The sequence below is a fragment of the Geodermatophilus tzadiensis genome, assembly GCF_003002915.1.
GTDB classification, from domain to species: Bacteria; Actinomycetota; Actinomycetes; order Mycobacteriales; family Geodermatophilaceae; genus Geodermatophilus; species Geodermatophilus tzadiensis.
In genome coordinates this window covers 152,128-168,760 of record NZ_PVTG01000001.1, presented here as the reverse complement: position 1 = coordinate 168,760, position 16,633 = coordinate 152,128, and the positions used below count along the sequence as shown (strand labels likewise).

The 16,633-nt window shown below is 75.8% G+C and carries 15 protein-coding genes and 1 tRNA gene; 9 read left to right on the top strand and 7 right to left on the bottom strand.

The genetic code is table 11. The features are described from left to right. Positions 1-63 precede the first annotated feature (63 nt). Both LY71_RS00805 and LY71_RS00800 read right to left on the bottom strand, forming a co-directional pair. On the bottom strand, positions 64-708 hold the full coding sequence (locus tag LY71_RS00805; protein WP_245887573.1) for an ANTAR domain-containing protein: 645 nt from the start codon (positions 706-708) through the stop codon (positions 64-66). A gap of 121 nt (positions 709-829) precedes the next feature. Then, on the bottom strand, positions 830-1,093 hold the full coding sequence (locus LY71_RS00800; RefSeq protein ID WP_211297076.1) for a mycoredoxin: 264 nt from the start codon (positions 1,091-1,093) through the stop codon (positions 830-832). Positions 1,094-1,291: 198 nt separating this feature from the next. Between LY71_RS00800 and LY71_RS00795 the strand changes: the two genes are divergently transcribed. The 4 genes from LY71_RS00795 to LY71_RS23270 all read left to right on the top strand — a co-directional run bounded on the left by LY71_RS00795 (position 1,292) and on the right by LY71_RS23270 (position 4,612). After that, positions 1,292-3,334: an ATP-dependent helicase gene (locus tag LY71_RS00795; RefSeq protein WP_106275091.1), complete on the top strand. Its 2,043-nt coding sequence runs from the start codon at positions 1,292-1,294 to the stop codon at positions 3,332-3,334. A 192-nt stretch (positions 3,335-3,526) separates the two neighbouring features. Then, positions 3,527-3,877 (top strand): hypothetical protein, encoded by a 351-nt coding sequence (locus LY71_RS00790; protein WP_106275090.1) that lies wholly within the window; start codon positions 3,527-3,529, stop codon positions 3,875-3,877. Between the two features lie 142 nt (positions 3,878-4,019). Continuing rightward, positions 4,020-4,367, top strand: coding sequence for a WhiB family transcriptional regulator (locus LY71_RS00785; RefSeq protein ID WP_281261573.1), 348 nt, complete (start codon positions 4,020-4,022; stop codon positions 4,365-4,367). 80 nt (positions 4,368-4,447) lie between these two features. Beyond that, the gene (locus LY71_RS23270; RefSeq protein WP_169063903.1) at positions 4,448-4,612 is read left to right on the top strand and encodes a hypothetical protein; all 165 of its coding nucleotides are present in this window, start codon (positions 4,448-4,450) and stop codon (positions 4,610-4,612) included. Positions 4,613-4,697: 85 nt separating this feature from the next. Here the strand turns inward: LY71_RS23270 and LY71_RS00775 are convergent, their stop codons facing one another. The 3 genes from LY71_RS00775 to LY71_RS23265 form a co-directional block, all read right to left on the bottom strand. After that, positions 4,698-6,032, bottom strand: coding sequence for an ABC1 kinase family protein (locus tag LY71_RS00775; RefSeq protein ID WP_106275088.1), 1,335 nt, complete (start codon positions 6,030-6,032; stop codon positions 4,698-4,700). Beyond that, the gene (locus tag LY71_RS00770) at positions 6,029-7,150 is read right to left on the bottom strand and encodes a ThiF family adenylyltransferase (protein WP_106275087.1); all 1,122 of its coding nucleotides are present in this window, start codon (positions 7,148-7,150) and stop codon (positions 6,029-6,031) included. The genes LY71_RS00775 and LY71_RS00770 overlap by 4 nt, the downstream gene beginning before the upstream one ends. A 159-nt stretch (positions 7,151-7,309) precedes the next feature. After that, positions 7,310-7,462 carry a DUF5679 domain-containing protein gene (locus LY71_RS23265; RefSeq protein WP_012950213.1) on the bottom strand — a complete coding sequence of 51 codons (153 nt, stop codon included), beginning with the start codon at positions 7,460-7,462 and terminating at the stop codon, positions 7,310-7,312. 372 nt (positions 7,463-7,834) lie between these two features. Between LY71_RS23265 and LY71_RS00765 the strand changes: the two genes are divergently transcribed. Continuing rightward, positions 7,835-8,431 carry a M48 metallopeptidase family protein gene (locus LY71_RS00765; protein ID WP_170121167.1) on the top strand — a complete coding sequence of 199 codons (597 nt, stop codon included), beginning with the start codon at positions 7,835-7,837 and terminating at the stop codon, positions 8,429-8,431. Between the two features lie 7 nt (positions 8,432-8,438). Here LY71_RS00765 and LY71_RS00760 read toward each other — a convergent pair whose 3' ends face one another. Beyond that, entirely contained in the window at positions 8,439-9,839 is a 1,401-nt protein-coding gene (locus LY71_RS00760; protein ID WP_106275086.1) for a zinc-dependent metalloprotease, read from the bottom strand. 118 nt (positions 9,840-9,957) lie between these two features. On the opposite strand from LY71_RS00760, the gene LY71_RS00755 reads away from it, so the two are divergent. The 4 genes from LY71_RS00755 to LY71_RS00740 all read left to right on the top strand — a co-directional run bounded on the left by LY71_RS00755 (position 9,958) and on the right by LY71_RS00740 (position 15,800). Continuing rightward, positions 9,958-10,983 carry a YlbL family protein gene (locus tag LY71_RS00755; protein ID WP_106275085.1) on the top strand — a complete coding sequence of 342 codons (1,026 nt, stop codon included), beginning with the start codon at positions 9,958-9,960 and terminating at the stop codon, positions 10,981-10,983. Between the two features lie 256 nt (positions 10,984-11,239). Next, positions 11,240-14,203, top strand: coding sequence for a UPF0182 family membrane protein (locus LY71_RS00750; RefSeq protein ID WP_245887621.1), 2,964 nt, complete (start codon positions 11,240-11,242; stop codon positions 14,201-14,203). 60 nt (positions 14,204-14,263) lie between these two features. Next, positions 14,264-14,340 (top strand) — tRNA-Met (locus LY71_RS00745). Positions 14,341-14,798: 458 nt separating this feature from the next. Continuing rightward, entirely contained in the window at positions 14,799-15,800 is a 1,002-nt protein-coding gene (locus LY71_RS00740; RefSeq protein ID WP_245887572.1) for an LLM class flavin-dependent oxidoreductase, read from the top strand. 97 nt (positions 15,801-15,897) lie between these two features. Here LY71_RS00740 and LY71_RS00735 read toward each other — a convergent pair whose 3' ends face one another. Then, positions 15,898-16,248, bottom strand: a complete 351-nt coding sequence (locus tag LY71_RS00735) for a hypothetical protein (RefSeq protein WP_106275082.1) — start codon at positions 16,246-16,248, stop codon at positions 15,898-15,900. Positions 16,249-16,633 lie beyond the last annotated feature (385 nt).

Below are 16,633 nucleotides of genomic sequence, written 5' to 3'. Positions count from 1 at the left end.
CGTCGGCGAGGAGCGCGGCCAGCCGGTCGGCCAGCGCGCCCGGGGTCAGCGGCTGCGGACCGCTCAGCGGCGGCCGTCCGCGGGGGCAGCGGGGCTCGGGCGGCTGGCGCTGCGCTCGACCCGCCGGCCCGAGCCACGCCGCGGCGCGGGCGGCAGGGCCGGGCCCGCCTCGGCGGGCGGGGCGACCGCCGGCGGCGCGGGCCGCTCGGGCCGCGGCTCGCCCGGGAGGCGCTCGAGCGAGCCCAGCACCTCGCGGGCGAGCTCGTGCACCGGGCGGCCGAACGACCGGGCCTGGGCTCGGAGCCCCTCGAAGGCGGCGCGCGGCGGGACGGCGTGCCGCTCGGCGAGCACACCGATGGCCCGCTCGACGACGACGCGGGAGGCGAGGGCGTGCTCGAGCTGGGCGACGGTTCGCTCCAGTGCGGCGACGCGGGCGTCGCGCGGGTCACCCGCCGGGTGCTCCTCCACGGCGCCGCGGGCGGCCCGGCGGGCGGTGCGGTCGGGCTCGGCGGGCACGCCCAGCTCCTCGGCCACCAGGTCGGCCAGCGCCATTCCCTCGAGCAGGTCGCCGACGTCCTCGGCGCGGCCGGGGGAGAAGACGCGCCAACCCCGGCCGGTGCGGGCCACCACCACGGCGGGCCGCTCGCCGCCATCCTCCGCGGTGCCGGACAGGGGGACGGCGGGGAGGGGCACGGCGTCCGAGGTCACGTCAGCGGCTCCCGCGGGTGCTCCGACCGGTCGGCCGGGGGACGGACGGGGGTCACGGTCGCGACCCGCCGGGGTCCGATCATGCACCGCCGGGGGTCGGCGACCGGACAGCACCCGCCGGTCAGCCGCCGTTCTGCTGCGCCAGCTGGGCCTTGACCTGGTCGATGCTGGGGTTGGTCAGGGCGCTGCCGTCGGCGAAGACGAGGGTCGGCACGGTGCGGTTGCCCCCGTTGGCCTGCATGACGACGTCGGCGGCGGTCGCGTCGCGCTCGATGTCGACCTCGGCGTACTCGATGCCCTCGCGCTGCATCATCTTCTTCAGCCGCACGCAGTACCCGCACCAGGTGGTGGTGTACATCGTCACGGCGGCGGGGGCGGCAGTCACTCGGGTCCTCCAGGGAGTCGGGGGAGCGGTCGCTCGGCCCGGTGCAACGCCGCGGGCGGTGCGGAGCTTCCCCGGCCGCGTCCGCCGTCCCCAGCCCCGGGGTGTCCCCGCCGTCTGTCGTCCCGGGCTGGGAGACTCGGCGACGGTCTCCCGACCGACCGCCCCACCCGAGGACACAGCCCCCTGGAGGACCTGCGCATGCCGCAGACAGCCGACGCCCCCGGGCGTGCCGGGAGCGCCCCGGCGCCCTCGACCGCCGGTGCCGAGGCGGTGCTGGCCGGGCTCGACGAGGAGCAGCGGACGGCGGCGCAGGCGGTCGGCGGGCCGGTGTGCATCCTCGCCGGCGCCGGGACCGGCAAGACCCGCACGATCACCCACCGCATCGCCTACGGCGTGCACACCGGTGCCTTCGTGCCCGAGCAGGTGCTGGCGGTGACCTTCACCGCCCGCGCGGCGGGGGAGCTGCGCACCCGGCTGGCCGGGCTCGGTGTCGGTGGCGTGCAGGCCCGCACCTTCCACGCCGCGGCGATGCGCCAGCTGCGCTACTTCGCCCCCCGGGTGCTGGGCGGGCCGATGCCGCCGCTGGTCGAGAACAAGCTGCGCGTGGTCGCCTCGGCGGCGACCCGCAACCGGCTGACCACCGACCGCACCAGCCTGCGCGACCTCGCCAGCGAGATCGAGTGGGCCAAGACGACGCTGGCCACGCCCGAGGACTACGCCAAGCGGGCGCAGGCCGCGGGCCGCGAGCCGCCGTTCGACGCCGACACCGTGTCGCGGGTGTACGCGTCCTACGAGTCGGCCAAGCAGCGCGACGGTGCCCTCGACTTCGAGGACCTGCTGCTGGTCACCGCGTTCGCGCTGGAGGAGCACCCGGACGTCGCCCGGCAGGTGCGCGGGCAGTACCGGCACTTCGTCGTCGACGAGTACCAGGACGTCAACCCGCTGCAGCAGCGGCTGCTCGACGCGTGGCTGGGCGGCCGGGCCGACGTGTGCGTGGTCGGTGACCCCAACCAGACCATCTACTCCTTCACCGGCGCCGACCCCGACCACCTGCTGGGTTTCGCCGACCGCTATCCCGACGCCGAGGTGGTCAAGCTCGAGCGCGACTACCGGTCCACGCCGCAGGTCGTCGCCCTGGCCAACAAGCTCATCGGACAGGCGCCGCCGCGCAAGGGGCTGCCCGGCCTGCGGCTGCTCGGCCAGCGCGCCGAGGGCCCGGCGCCGCGCTTCCTCGAGCACGCCGACGAACCCACCGAGGCCGCCGCGGTCGCCCAGGCCTGCCGCGCCCTGGTCGAGGCCGGGACGCCCGCGTCGGAGATCGCGGTGCTGTTCCGGATCAACGCCCAGTCGCAGGTGTACGAGTCGGCGCTCGCCGACGCCGGGGTGCCCTACGTGCTCAAGGGCGGGGAGCGCTTCTTCGAACGGCCGGAGGTCCGCGAGGCCGTCGTCCTGCTCCGCGGCGCGGCGGCCGGGGGCAGCGAGCCCGGGGCGCTGGTCCCCACGGTCCGCGACGTGCTCGCCTCCACCGGCTGGGTGGAGCACCGCCCGCCGGCCGGCGGAGCGGCGCGCGACCGGTGGCAGTCGCTGGCCGCGCTGGTCGACCTCGCCGTCGACCTGGTCGCCGAGGACCCGACCACCGACCTGCCGCGGTTCGTCGCGCACCTGGCCGAGCGGGCCGACGCGCAGCACGCGCCGACGGTGCAGGGCGTCACGCTGGCCTCGATGCACGCCGCCAAGGGCCTGGAGTGGGACGCCGTGTTCGTCGTGGGCCTGGTCGACGGCGTGCTGCCCATCGCGCAGTCGCTGGCTCGGCCGGAGGCGGTGGAGGAGGAGCGGCGGCTGCTCTACGTCGCCGTGACCCGCGCCCGCGAGCAGCTCACCCTGTCCTGGTCGCTGGTGCGCAACCCCGGGGCGCGCCGGCCCCGCTCCCGCAGCCGGTTCCTCGAGGGCCTGGTGCCCGGCAGCACGCCGTCGGCGGTGCCCGTGGCCCGGAAGGCCAAGAAGGCCAAGGTGGTGCTCGAGGGCGAGGCGGGGGAGCTGTTCGAGCGGCTGCGCGCCTGGCGCAGCACCACCGCGCAGGCCGCCTCCGTGCCGGCCTACGTCGTCTTCAGCGACGCCACCCTGCAGGCGATCGCCGAGGCCCGGCCCACCAGCACCCGCGAGCTGGCGGGGCTGCCCGGCGTCGGGGCGCGCAAGCTCGAGCTCTACGGCGACGAGGTCCTGGCGACCGTCGGCGACTGAGCCCTCACGCACCGTCCTGACGGGGCGGTCGCCGGAGCGCGCGTCCCGCGGCCGGAGGACGCCGTCGTTAATTCGATTGCGGCCCGGACGCGCGGGCCCCTACTGTCCGATCTGCGCCTGACGGGACCCCTCGGGCGCGCCAGACCGAGCCCGGCCCGACCGCGGCTCCGACCCCGGGAGGAGGGGGTACCCGTGATCAGCACTCCGTCGATCTGCACCCCCGCCGGGGTCACCGGCCCGGGTGCCCTCGCCGCGCGTCCGGCCCCGGCCGTCGTCGTGCCCACCGCTCGTCCGCGGTACGCCGTCGTGCGGTCGATGACGCCGTTCGAGCTCACCGGCACCGCCGTCGTCGCGCCCACCGCCCCGGCCCAGGGGACCGGTCTGCCCACCGCCGCCCTGCCCGGCACCGACGTGTTCGGCACCCGCGTCTTCGGCACCGGCGTCCTCGGCACCGGCGTCGTGGCCGTCGCCGACCAGCGCACCGACATCGAGAACACGCACCACACCCTCGGGAACCACCCCCCGGGGAGACCGCAGAGCTAACCGCTCGACGGTCCTCCTCGAGGCCGCGGAACCCGAACCCCGGGATCCGCGGCCTCTGTCATCTCCGCGGCACCCGGCCCCGACCACCCGGTCGGCGGGCCCCCGCCGGCCGCGCAGACGACGAGTACGAGGAGGAGCGGCAGTGCTACAGACGATCGAGCGCCCGACGTCCCACCGCCGACCCGGGCTCCCCCGGACCGGCGGTGCCACCCCGCGGACGCCGCACACGCCCCTGGCCCCGGCACCGGTGCGGCGGCCCCTGCCCTGCCGCGGGACCGAGGACCCCGACCTGTGGTTCGCCGAGAGCCCGGCGCAGCTGGAGCAGGCCAAGGTCCTCTGCGGCGACTGCCCGGTCCGCGACGCCTGCCTGGCCGGTGCGCTCGACCGCGGCGAGCCGTGGGGCGTCTGGGGCGGCGAGATCTTCGAGCGGGGTGCGGTCATCCCGCGCAAGCGCCCGCGGGGTCGTCCCCGCAAGGTCGTCGCCGCGTGAGCGGCGGGCGGCACCTCGACCAGCACCGACACCTGCAGTCCGAGCGGGCACCGACGCCCGACGAGCACCGAGGAAGCGACATGACCACGTACGAGTACGACCTGGCGACCGCACGGCTCAGCGAGCTGCGTGCCGAGGCCGATGCCGCCGGACGGGCGCGCCGGCTCCTGGCCGCCCGCCGGTGGGCCCGGCGCGCCGAGTACGCCACCCGGCGTGCCGCGCGCGCCAGCGCCGCCGTCCGCTGATCGAGGACCCGCTACCGCAGGGGTCCCACCGGCCGAGGCCGGGCTCCCGACGCTCCCGGTGCGTCGGGAGCCCGGCCTCCTCGCGTCACGGCGTCCGGTCGGGCACGAAGCCGGGCAGCCACTCCTCCAGCACGCTGCGGTAGTCGGCGGCGGCGTCGAGCTGGCACAGCACGCCGATCGACCCGATGGTCACCCGGTGGATGAGCAGGTAGGCCGGCGGCAGGTTGAGCTGGCGCCCCAGCCGGTTGGCCTCGCTGCGCGGGTCGGCGAGCCGGGCGGCCTGCTCCTGCATCCACTTCCGGGTGAAGCGGAAGCCGTGGCGCTCGATCGGCTCGAGCATCGGCCGCAGGTAGTCCAGGACGCCCTGCGCGTGCACCTCCACCCCGGGGAGCACGAAGCCCTCGCCGCGCAGGTCGGTCAGCACGTCCTCGGCGCGGCCCTCCAGCGCCCAGCGCACCAGGCGGCCGATCGGCTCGGGCAGCCCGTCGGGCAGCCGCGCGGTGGCGCCGAAGTCGATGACGCCGAGCCGGTCGCCCTCGACGAGCCGGAAGTTCCCCGGGTGCGGGTCGGCGTGCAGCAGGCGGGCCCGGGTGGGCGCGGAGAAGTGCAGCACGGCCATCAGGTGGCCGGCCCGGTCGCGCTGCTCGCGGGTGCCCTCGGCGATCACACGGGACAGCGGCAGGCCCTCGAGCCACTCCGACACGATCACCTTGGGCGCGCTGGCCACCACTCGCGGCACCACGATCTCGGGGTCGCCGGCGTAGGCCGCGGAGAACTGGCGCTGCGCGTCGGCCTCCAGCCCGTAGTCGAGCTCCTCGACCACCCGCGCCTTGAGCTCGGCGATCAGCGGCTTGACGTCCAGCCCGGGGAAGAGGGCGGCGAACAGCCGGGCGAAGCGGGCGAGCTGGTTGAGGTCGGCCATCAGCGCGGTGGCCGCGCCCGGGTACTGGATCTTGACGGCGACCTCGCGGCCGTCGCGCCAGGTGGCGCGGTGCACCTGGCCGATGCTGGCCGCGGCCGCCGGCTGGTCGTCGAACTCGCGGAACCGGGTGCGCCAGGTGCCGCCGAGCTGCTGGGCGAGCACCGCGTGCACGGTGCGCACCGGCATCGGCGGCGCCTCCTCCTGCAGCTTGACCAGCGCCTCGCGGTAGGGGGCGGCCACCTCGTCGGGGACGGCGGCCTCGAAGACCGACAGCGTCTGGCCGAGCTTCATCGCCCCGCCCTTGAGCTGGCCGAGCACGGCGAACAGCTGCTCGGCGGTGCGCTGCTGCAGCTCGGCGGTCACCGCCTCCTGGGGGCGGCCCGACAGCCGCTTGCCGATCCCGAGCGTGGCCCGCCCGGCGGCGCCCAGGGGCAGCGAGGCCAGTCGCGCGGTGCGCGAGATCGAGCCCCTGGGGATCCCCTGTGCGTCGTCGCTCACCGGGCCATTGTCCCCTGCGCAGCGCCCGGGCCGCTGACGGAGCCGGGGACGTCCTCGCCCGGCGCGGTGGGCGGCCGGGGCGCCCCGGTGCACCCGCAGCCCGGGTGCGGTGGCCACCGGCGCAGCCGCGGGGCCAGGTCCGGCGGGCGCAGCTCGACCACAGCCGAGAGCGCCGCCGGGCTGCCGCTGCCGTCGAGGTAGGCCAGCGCCTGCTGCGTGGCGGCCAGCGCCGTGGCCCAGCAGGTGAGCGCGGCGCCGCTCGGCGGCCCGTCGGCGGCGGTCAGCTGCGCGGCCAGCACCGGCCAGGCCGGGTCGGCGTCGCGCCGGTGCAGGTCGGCGCAGCGCAGGCAGCTGGTCACGCCCGGCACCACCAGCGGGCCGGCCACCCCGGTCTCCCCGCGCACGGCGGCCACCAGGTGCGCCACGCCGGCATCGCGCAACCCGGCCACCAACGGGTCGGAGGCGGCCCAGGGCCGGGCGAGGACCACGAGGTCGGGACGCGCGCCCGGTGCCGGCGGCCGCAGATCCGTGAGCGGCGCGGCGCGGCGGACCGCGTCGGCGGCGGCCGCGGTGCGCGGCCGTCCCTCGTCGCCGGCGGCCAGCCCTCCGGGGACGGCGTCGCCCGCGGTGACCACCCCGGCGTCGCGCACGCTCACCCGCCCCACGCCGCTGGCGGCCAGCAGCACCGCCACCGGGACGCCGACGCGGGTGGCGCCCTCCACCACCACGGAGGCGCCGCGGCGGGCGTGCCAGCGCGAGGAGCCGGTGCCGTCGCGGGCGGCGGCCAGCTCGGCGGCGGTGCGGACCGTGGCGGCCGGGCCGGCGTCGGCGGCGAGCAGGTCGGCGGCCTCCAGGTCGACCAGCGCGCCCGCGACGCGCAGGGCCGCCAGCAGGTCGGTGACCGACCCGGGGTCGAGGCCCGCCGCGCCGGCGTCGGCGAGGACCGCCCGCTGCGCCCGGCGGCCGTCCAGGCCGCGCAGCAGGGCCCTGACCGCGTCGGGATCGGCGCCGACCAGCAGGCCGTCGGCGCCGTCGATGCCGCCGACCTGCAGGGCGTCGGCCGAGCGCCGCAGCAGCGGCGTCCCCGGCGGGAGGAGGGGGTGGGTGGCGTCGGACACCGGCGCAGGCTGCCAGCGCGGCGGTCCCCCGCGCTGGCGTCGTCCACAGGCCGGGACGACGACGGCGGCGCCCCGGCGTGCAGGGCGCCGCCGTCCGTGGCCCCTCCGCAGGGCCCCGCCACGAGCGGAGCGAGTGGTGGGGGGCAGAGGGGTCCGTTCTCAGGCCTTGCCGAGGATCCGGTTCATCTTGGTGCCGCAGACCGGGCAGGTGCCCTGGGCCATGCGGCGGCCGGACTCGCTGACCTTGACCTCGCCGTCGAAGTCCCGCTTCTCCTTGCACTTCACGCAGTAGCCGTTGTAGCTCTCCGCCACGGTGCCTCCTCCTGGTCGGTCCGCTCGGCACCCGCCCCGGGCGCCGTCGCCGGGGAACGCTACCCGGACGGTCCGGTCCGCCCGGCGCCACCGGCGGGGTGCTCCCGGCGGCGTACCCACAGCCTGTGGACGAACCTGTGGAGCACGTGGGGACCCGTCGGCGTGTCGCTGTGCGTGGCCGGGGGACGGACGGCGGCCACCTGCCGGTCAGCCGCGGGTCGCACGCCCGCCACCTGCACGGACGCGTGGGCGGTGCTGTGGACACCGCCCACGCCGTGTCCGGGCCGCGGGTGTCCACCGTCCGTGCGACTCGTACCCGAGCGGGTGCCTCCCCCCGGCGCATCGGCGGCGACCGGGAACTACGGTCCTGTCGTGCCCGGAACGACCTCCGACTCCTCGCGCGGCCCCGTCTCCGCACTCGGGCCGGTCGAGGTGCGCCGCAGTGCGCGCCGCCGTCGCACGGTGACCGCCTACCGGGAGTCGGGCCGCACGATCGTGCTCATCCCGGCGGCGTTCACCCCCGCCGAGGAGCGGCGCTGGGTGGCGCAGATGGTGGCCAAGCTGCAGACCCGCGAGGAGCGGCGCCGCCGGTCGCTGGGTGGGGACGCCGAGCTCATGGCGCGGGCCGAGGCGCTGTCGGCGGCGCACCTCGACGGCGTCCCGCGGCCGGCCAGCGTGCGGTGGGTGGACAACCAGCAGCGGCGGTGGGGCTCCTGCACGCCGTCCGACGGCACCATCCGGCTCTCCAGCCGGCTGCGCTCGATGCCCGAGTACGTCGTCGACTACGTGCTGGTGCACGAGCTGGCACACCTGGTCGAGGCCGGCCACGACGCCCGCTTCTGGGCGCTGGTGGCCCGCTACCCGCGCGCGGAGCGCGCCCGCGGCTTCCTCGAGGGCGTCGAGGCCGCACGCGCCGAGGCCGCCGAGGACGGCTCCGGCGACGAGGGCGCCGACGACCTGGTCGACTGAGGCCGCCTCAGCGAGGGGTGCCGTCCCCGTCCGCGGGGCCGTCCACGCCGTCCGCGCCGTCGGTGTCGGTGTCGGTGTCGGTCGGCGCGGCGTCGTCCGCGGTGAGCCGGCGCAGCTCGTCGTCGACCCCCTGGCGGGCCACGAAGTCCATCGGCTCGTCGAGGTCGTCGGAGGTGGGCAGCAGGTCGGGGTGCGACCAGAGCCGGTCGCGCTCGGCGGTGCCGTACCGCTGTGCCATGGCGCCCCACACCGTCGCGGCGTCGCGCAGCCGCCGCGGGCGCAGCTGCAGGCCGACCAGGGTGGCGAAGGTCTGCTCGGCGGGGCCGCCGGAGGCCCGCCGGCGGCGCATCGTCTCGGCCAGCGCGCCGTGGCCGGGCAGCCGCTCGCCCGCCGCGTCCGCGACGACGGCGTCCACCCAGCCCTCGACCAGGGCCAGCAGCGTCTCCAACCGGCGCAGCGCCATCTGCTGCTCGGGCGTCTCCTCGGGCTCGAGCAGCCCGCTGCCGAGCAGCTCCTGGACGGCCTCGGGGTTCGACGGGTCGAAACCGCCGCCCATCGACCCCATCGCGTCCTGCAGGCCGCGCTCGATGGCCTCGCGGTCGATGGTGATGCCGCGCGCGTAGGCGTGGACGGCGTCGTGCAGCTGCTGGCGCAGCCACGGCACGTGCGCGAACAGCCGCAGGGAGGCGGCCTCGCGCAGCGCGAGGAACAGCCGGACCTCGTCGGCGGGGCGGTCGAGGCCGCCGGCGAACTCGGCGACGTTCTGCGGCACCAGCACGCCGGTGCCGGCCGGGGCGAGCGGGAGGCCGACCTCGGTGCCGGTGAGCACCTCGCCGGCCAGCCGGCCGAAGGCCTGGCCGACCTGGGCGCCGAACATCAGCCCGCCCATGCGGCCCATGATCCCAGCCAGCGGCCCGGCCATGGCCATGGCCTCCTGGGGCAGCGCGCCGGTCATCGCCGCGACGACCTTCTCCGCGAGCGGGTCGATCAGCGCGCTCCACGCCGGCAGCGTCTGCTCGACCCACTCCACGCGCGACCACGCCAGCGTGCGCTCGACCCCGGAGGGGAGGTCGGTGGCCTGGTCCAGCCACAGGTCGGCCAGCCGGAGGGCCTCCGCGACGGCGGCCCGCTCGGCCTCCGACGTCGGCTGCGTGCCGGTGGCCAGCGAGCTGATCGCACCCTGGCGCGCGAGGTCCCAGTTCACCGGGCCGCCCGACCAGTTCATCAGCTTCTGCAGCTCGGCGAACAGCGGCATCTTGCCCAGCAGCTCCTCCGGCGTGCCGGCGCCGGCGCCGCCGGGGCCGCCGAACCCGAACAGCGCGCCGAAGCCGAACGGGTCCTGCCCGGGCTGGTCGCGGCGCTCGGGGTCGCGGTCGGGGAGGCCGAAGCCGAACGGCACGTCGCTCATGCCCCCACGGTAGACGCGTGATCACCCCCCGGCGGGCGGTCCGGGGTGCTCGGCGTCCGCCCTGAGCGGACGCCGCCGGGGCGGGCGCTGCCAGGACCAGCACATAGGCTGGCCGGTCGTGACCCGTCGGATCGCCGTCCTCGCCGTCGGTGTGGTGCTGCTGCTGGTCGCCGGCGTCCTCGGCGCCGCGCTGCCCGTGCCCTACGTGGCCCAGGTGCCCGGGCCCACCTTCAACACCCTGGGCGACATCGACGGCGACCCGGTCATCAGCGTGCGCGGCCGCGAGCGCAACGACGTCAGCGGCAACCTGAACCTGACGACGGTCGGCGTGGGCCGGGCGGGGCTGAGCCTGGTGGAGGCCGTCCGCGGCTGGTTCGACGACGAGGTCAGCATCGTCCCCGAGGAGTCGGTGTACCCGCCCGACCAGACCGAGGACGAGATCGAGCGGGCCAACCGGGAGGCCTTCCTCACCTCGGAGGAGTCGGCCGAGGCGGCGGCACTGGGGGAGCTGGGCTACCCGGTCAAGGTCGTCGTCCGCGGGGTGTCGGGGGACGACTCCCCGTCCGACGGGCTGCTGGAGGAGGGCGACGCGATCGAGTCGGTCGACGGCCGGCCGACGCCGGACAACGCCGCGCTGGGCACCGTCCTCACCGGCGTTCCGGCCGGGACCCCGGTCGAGGTGGCCTACACGCGGCTGGGCGAGCCGGGCACGGCCACCGTCACCACCGCCGAGGCGCCCGACCGCGACGGTTCCGTGCTCGGCGTGCTGGTGCGCGAGCAACCCTCGGCGCCCTTCGACGTCGACATCGACGTCGCCGACGTGGGCGGGCCCTCGGCGGGCCTCATGCTCACCCTCGGCATCCTCGACCTGGTCGGGGACACCGACCTGACCGAGGGCGCGGTCGTCGCCGGCAGCGGCACCATCGACGCCGACGGCGCGGTCGGCCCGATCGGCGGCATCCAGCTCAAGATGGTGGCGGCCACCGAGATCGGTGCCGAGCTGTTCCTGGTGCCGGCCGGCAACTGCGCCGACGCCCTCGCCGCGCCGCAGCCGGGGCTGACCCTGGCCCGCGTCGCCGACCTCGACGACGCCCTCGACGCCCTGGCCGACCTCCGCGCGGGGCGCACGCCCGAGAGCTGCTGACGCCGCCGGACCGGCCGCGCGGCACGGCACCGCCGACGTGGGGGAAGCTGTCGGCCAGCAGGGAGTCCCCGGGGAACCCGGTGCCGCGCCGGACGTTGGTCTGGGACGACAGCGGCCGGAACCGGGCCGGACCCCGTGCCGACCGACCACACACGCACAGTCAGACCGCACCGCAGCTCCGCCCGCGGTCGCCCCACCGCGGTGGCGCACCTCCCGTGCTCCGCCGCACCGCAACTGAAGGAGACCGCTCGTGGCCATGCGGCCCCCCGTGTCCGTGCCGACGCTGTCGCGGCGCGCGAAGGTGGTCATCGGGGCCATCGCCGTGCTGCTGGTGCTGTTCACGGCCATCGGCACCCTGACGAACGTCTACGTCGACTACCTGTGGTTCGACGAGACCGGGTTCACCGAGGTCTTCTGGACCGAGCTGCAGACCCGCGCGCTGCTGTTCGCCGTGGCCGGTGTCGCCACCGGCGGGCTCACCGCACTGGCGATCCACCTCGCCTACCGCTTCCGCCCGGCGTTCCGGCCGATGTCGCTGGAGCAGCAGAACCTGGAGCGCTACCGGCAGTCGCTCGAGCCGCGGCGCACGCTGGTGCTCACCGCCGTCGCCGTCGTCGTCGGGCTCTTCGCCGGTTTCACCGCGCAGGGCAGCTGGGAGACCTGGCTGACCTTCCGCAACGCGGTGCCCTTCGGCGAGGTCGACCCGCAGTTCGGCCTGGACCTGTCGTTCTTCGTCTTCGAGTACCCCTTCTACCGGCTGCTGCTCGGCTTCGGCTTCGCCATCGTGCTGCTGGCGCTGATCGGCTCGCTGCTCACCCACTACGTCTTCGGCGGGCTGCGGCTGCAGACGCCGGGGCAGAAGCTCACCGGCGCGGCGATGACCCAGCTGTCGGTGCTGCTGGGCCTGTTCGTGGCGCTCAAGGCGGTGGCCTACTGGTTCGACCGCTACAGCCTGGTCTACTCCGACCGCGGCGGGCTGTTCAGCGGCGCCAGCTACACCGACGTCAACGCGCTGCTGCCGGCCAAGACGATCCTCGTGTTCGCGGCCGCGTTCTGCGCCGTGGCGTTCTTCGCCAACGTCGTCGTCCGCAACTTCCGGCTGCCGGCCGCCGCGCTGGTCCTGCTGCTGCTCTCCAGCCTGGTCATCGGCGTGGCCTACCCCGCGATCGTGCAGCAGTTCGTCGTCCGGCCGAGCGCCAACGAGCGGGAGGCGGCCTACATCGAGCGGGCGATCGCCTCGACCCGGGCGGCCTACGGCCTGACCGACGACGACGTCGAGTACGTCGACTTCGCGCAGGAGGCCACCGGCGACGACGTCGACACCGACGCCGCCCTCGCCCAGTTGCGCGACGACGACGCCACGATCCCCAACGCGCGGCTGCTCGACCCCAACGTGCTGGCCGACACGTTCACCGCGCGCCAGCAGATCCGCAACGTCTACGGCTTCCCCGAGCGGCTCGACATCGACCGCTACACGATCGACGGCGAGACGCAGGACTACGTCGTGGCCGTCCGCGAGCTCAACAGCGAGGGGCTCAGCGAGAACCAGAGCACCTGGATCAACCGGCACACCGTCTACACCCACGGCAACGGCTTCGTGGCCGCGCCGGCCAACCAGGTGATCGCCAGCCAGGAGGGCGGCGAGCCGAACTTCACCAGCCGCGACCTGCCCACCACCGGCGACATCGACGTCGAGCAGGCCCGTGTCTACTACGGCGAGCTCATCCAGGACGCCGGCGAGGACGTGTACTCGGTCGTCGGCGCCCCCGAGGGCGCCCAGGCGCGGGAGTTCGACCGGCCCGAGGACGGCTCCGACGGCGAGGTGAACAACACCTACGACGGCGAGGGCGGCGTCGCGATCGGCAGCTTCTTCCGGCAGCTGACGTTCGCCATCTACTACCGGGAGCGCAACTTCCTGCTCTCCGGCGCGGTCAACGACGCCTCGAAGGTGCTCTACGTCCGCGACCCGCGCGAGCGGGTGGAGAAGGCCGCGCCCTTCCTCCAGGTCGACGGCGACCCCTACCCGGCGGTGATCGGCGGCCGGGTCACCTGGATCCTCGACGGCTACACGACGTCGGACGCCTACCCCTACTCCGAGCGGATGGAGCTCGGCGAGGCCGCCCAGGACGCGCTGACCGGACAGGGGACGACGGCGCTGCCCAACGAGCAGTTCAACTACATCCGCAACTCGGTCAAGGCCACCGTCGACGCCTACGACGGCACCGTGACGCTGTACGAGTGGGACGAGCAGGACCCGGTGCTGCAGGCCTACCGGGCCGCCTTCCCGGGCGTGATCGAGGACCGCGACGCGATGAGCGAGGAGCTCATCGGCCACGTCCGGTACCCGGAGGACCTGTTCAAGCTGCAGCGGGACATCCTCACGCGCTACCACGTGAGCAACCCGAGCGACTTCTACAGCCAGAACGACCGCTGGGCGGTGCCGGCCGACCCCACGGTCGACACCGAGGAGGCGCAGCCGCCGTACTACATCCTCGCCGCCCGGCCGGGTGAGGACGGTCCGATCTTCCAGCTGACCAGCGCGCTCAACGCCTTCCGCCGGCAGAACCTCTCGGCGTTCATCTCGGCGTCCAGCGACCCGGACACCTACGGCGAGATCCAGGTGCTCCGGCTGCCGGGCAACACCCCGTTCCGCGGGCCGCAGCAGGTGCAGCAGTCGTTCAACACCGACGACGAGGTCGCGCAGGACCTCACGCTGTTCAACAGCCAGAACTCCCAGGCGGTGTTCGGCAACCTGCTGACCCTGCCGATCGGCGGCAACGGCCTGCTCTACGTTCAGCCGCTCTACGTGGAGGGGACGGGGGAGAACTCCTTCCCGCTGCTGCGCAAGGTGCTGGTCAACTACGGCGGCCGGGTCGGGTACGCCGACACGCTCTCCGACGCGCTGGACCAGGTGTTCGGCGCCGGGGCGGGCGACACGGCCACCGACAGCGACGACGCCGGGACGACGCCGGACACCGAGGAGCCGACGACGGAACCGACGACGCCGGCCGAGCCGACGACGCCCCCGGCCGACGGCGGCACGCCTGAGGCGGGCCTGGACGCCGCGGTGACCGAGCTGGACGCCGCGCTGCAGGCGCTGGCCGACGCCCAGCGGTCGGGGGACTTCGCCGCCCAGGGCGAGGCGCTGGCCCGGCTGCAGCGGGCCGTCGAGGCCTACCAGGCGGCGCAGTCGGGAGCCGCGGCGACGCCGACCGGCTGAGCCGACGGGCGGGGGTGGGCACCGCGCCCGCCCCCGCCCGGTGTATGGTGGTCTCACCGACGCGGGGTGGAGCAGCTCGGTAGCTCGCTGGGCTCATAACCCAGAGGTCGCAGGTTCGAATCCTGCCCCCGCTACCACCGGACAGCGGCCCTCACAGGAACTGTGAGGGCCGCTGTCGTCTGCGCGGGGCGATGGGACCGACTGTCCCCGGACGGACCTCGTGCTGCTGCGGGGGGCGCGGGTGTCGCCACCCGTCTGAGGGGCGGTGTGGACCCGGACCCCACGTCCCCCATCAGGGGTCCTGCTGGCCGGAGGTCGCGTCCGGGTCGGGGCCGACCTCGACGGTGTCGCTCGTGGCCGGCTCCACGATCAGCCAGGTGCCGTCGGACCCGACGGCCCGGCGGATGTGCCGAGGAGCGTCTGCAGGGTCGCGCCCCGCCTGCAACCCGATTGCAACGGGACCCGGCGACTGTGGTGTCGGCTCGACGAGGAGGCACGGCCGAGGTCTCGGACACTGGAGCCCGGATGGCCGTCCTGGACGGAAGGCGGGCAGGCCATGAGCACGGACCGTCCCCTCGCTGTCGGTCTCCCTCCGATGGAGACCCGACGCGACGTCGTCCTCCACGTCGCCGCCCGCGCCGAGGAGTTGGGGTACGCGGCCTTCTTCCTCGCCGAGGGCTGGGGCCACGACGCCTCGGTCCTGCTGGCGGAGATCGCGGTGCGGACCAGCGGCATCCGCATCGGCACCGGTGTGCTCAACGTCTGGGGCCGCAGCGCCGCGTCGATCGCCATGCTGGCGACCAGCCTCGGCGAGGTCTCCGGCGGCCGGTTCGTCCTGGGCCTGGGTGCCGGATCACCCCAGCTGGCCGAGGGACTGCACGACGTCGCCTTCCGTGCGCCGGCCGTGCGTCTGGCGGAGACGACCCGACAGGTGCGCCGGCTCCTGGACGGCGAGCGGCTCCTCACCACGGTGCCCGGGCGCAGCAAGCCGCTGCGGCTGGCGGTCCGGCCCTCGTCCGACATCCCCGTCCAGTTGGCCGCGCTGGGCCCGGAGGCCGTGCGCGTCGCCGGCGAACTGGCCGACGCCTGGTATCCGTTCCTGCTGCCGGTGTCGGGGTTGGGCGAGGGCATCCGGCTGCTCGAGGCGGGCGTCGCCCGCGGTCGGCCGGGACGGCCGCTGCCGCAGATCCGGCCCGGCCTCCCGGTGGCGCTGTCGCCGGATCCGGCCGTCGCCCGGCAACTGGCCTGGTGGTGGGTGAGCTTCTACCTCACCAGCATGGGGCCGCTGTACGCGCAGACGCTGAGGGCGCACGGCCTCGGCGAGGCCGTGGACGCCGTCCTCGACGCCGGTGCAGCCACGGCTGACGCCGGCCTGCCGGAGCGGGCCGTGCCCCTGCTCGACGAGCTGACCGTCTGGGGAGACGCGACCGCGGCGAGGCAGCTGCTCGACCGTTGGTACGCCGCCGGCGCCGACATGCCGGTCGTCGTCCTCCCTCCGGGGCGAGCCCTCGACGAGCTCGACCACGTGCTGGAGGCCCTCCGTCCTCGGAGCCGGACTCGGCAGACGACGGCTCCGCCCGTCCTCGTGCCGGCCTGAGGTGCGCCTGGGCGGGGTCGTTCCCCACGCAGCGGCTACCTCGGCCCGGCGCGTGGCGGGGAGCGGGCCGGTCCTGCCGGCTGCCTGCGGGAGGGCGTCAGGAGGGCGACGGGGCCGACGCGGGGGTGCGGTGCACGGCGTGCGGGCTGGGGCAGATCCACCCGGGGAACGCGCGGACCGGGTCCGGCGGCCCGTCGATCCGGATGCGCTGCTGGCGGATCAGGTGGGCGTAGCTGCACTCGCGCAGGTGCCAGCGCGCGAGCGCGTCGGCGTCGGTGCACAGGACCAGCTCCTCGGCGGTCCCCGCGAAGTGGGTGCACACCTCGGCCATCGGGTGGTGAAGCAGCATCCGGTGGGGACCGGTGGTCGCCCCGCGCAGGTCGACCCGGACGGTCACCCGCCCGGGCGGCAGCGCGTCGACGTCGACCAGCCGCGCGCGGTGGCCCACAGGACGTGGGCCGGTCGACGTGCTGCGGCTCGACCTCCGGCCGGCGCATCCCCCAGGCGCCCCATCGCGTCGCACAGCGGCTGCAGGTCCCGGTCGGCAGCCCGCACACGAGTACGGCGCGGGCCGGCGGGGTGCCGCTGCTGGCGATCATGGCCCCGGCGGGGCTGCACGAGACAGTTCAAGGCCCTCAGTCGGCTCCCCGGCGACAGCCTGCGTGACCCGGTCGTTCGCCGCGAGGTCTCCTCCCGCTACGACGCGGTGCCCGTCCGACCGTCGGGATGGTCCGCTGCGCCGCGGGGTGCGCGGTGGCGCTCGTGTCGCTGCCCCCCGGGGAGTTCGCGGGTGGGACGGGCGGGCAGCGGTCGGTGACGAGCCCGTACGCGGT

Coding starts and splice junctions, on each gene's coding strand:
- LY71_RS00740 (WP_245887572.1), top strand. CDS start 14,799: ATGGAGACCCGACGCGACGTCGTCCTCCACGTCGCCGCCCGCGCCGAG.
- LY71_RS00750 (WP_245887621.1), top strand. CDS start 11,240: ATGCGGCCCCCCGTGTCCGTGCCGACGCTGTCGCGGCGCGCGAAGGTG.
- LY71_RS00760 (WP_106275086.1), bottom strand. CDS start 9,839: ATGAGCGACGTGCCGTTCGGCTTCGGCCTCCCCGACCGCGACCCCGAG.
- LY71_RS00795 (WP_106275091.1), top strand. CDS start 1,292: ATGCCGCAGACAGCCGACGCCCCCGGGCGTGCCGGGAGCGCCCCGGCG.
- LY71_RS23270 (WP_169063903.1), top strand. CDS start 4,448: ATGACCACGTACGAGTACGACCTGGCGACCGCACGGCTCAGCGAGCTG.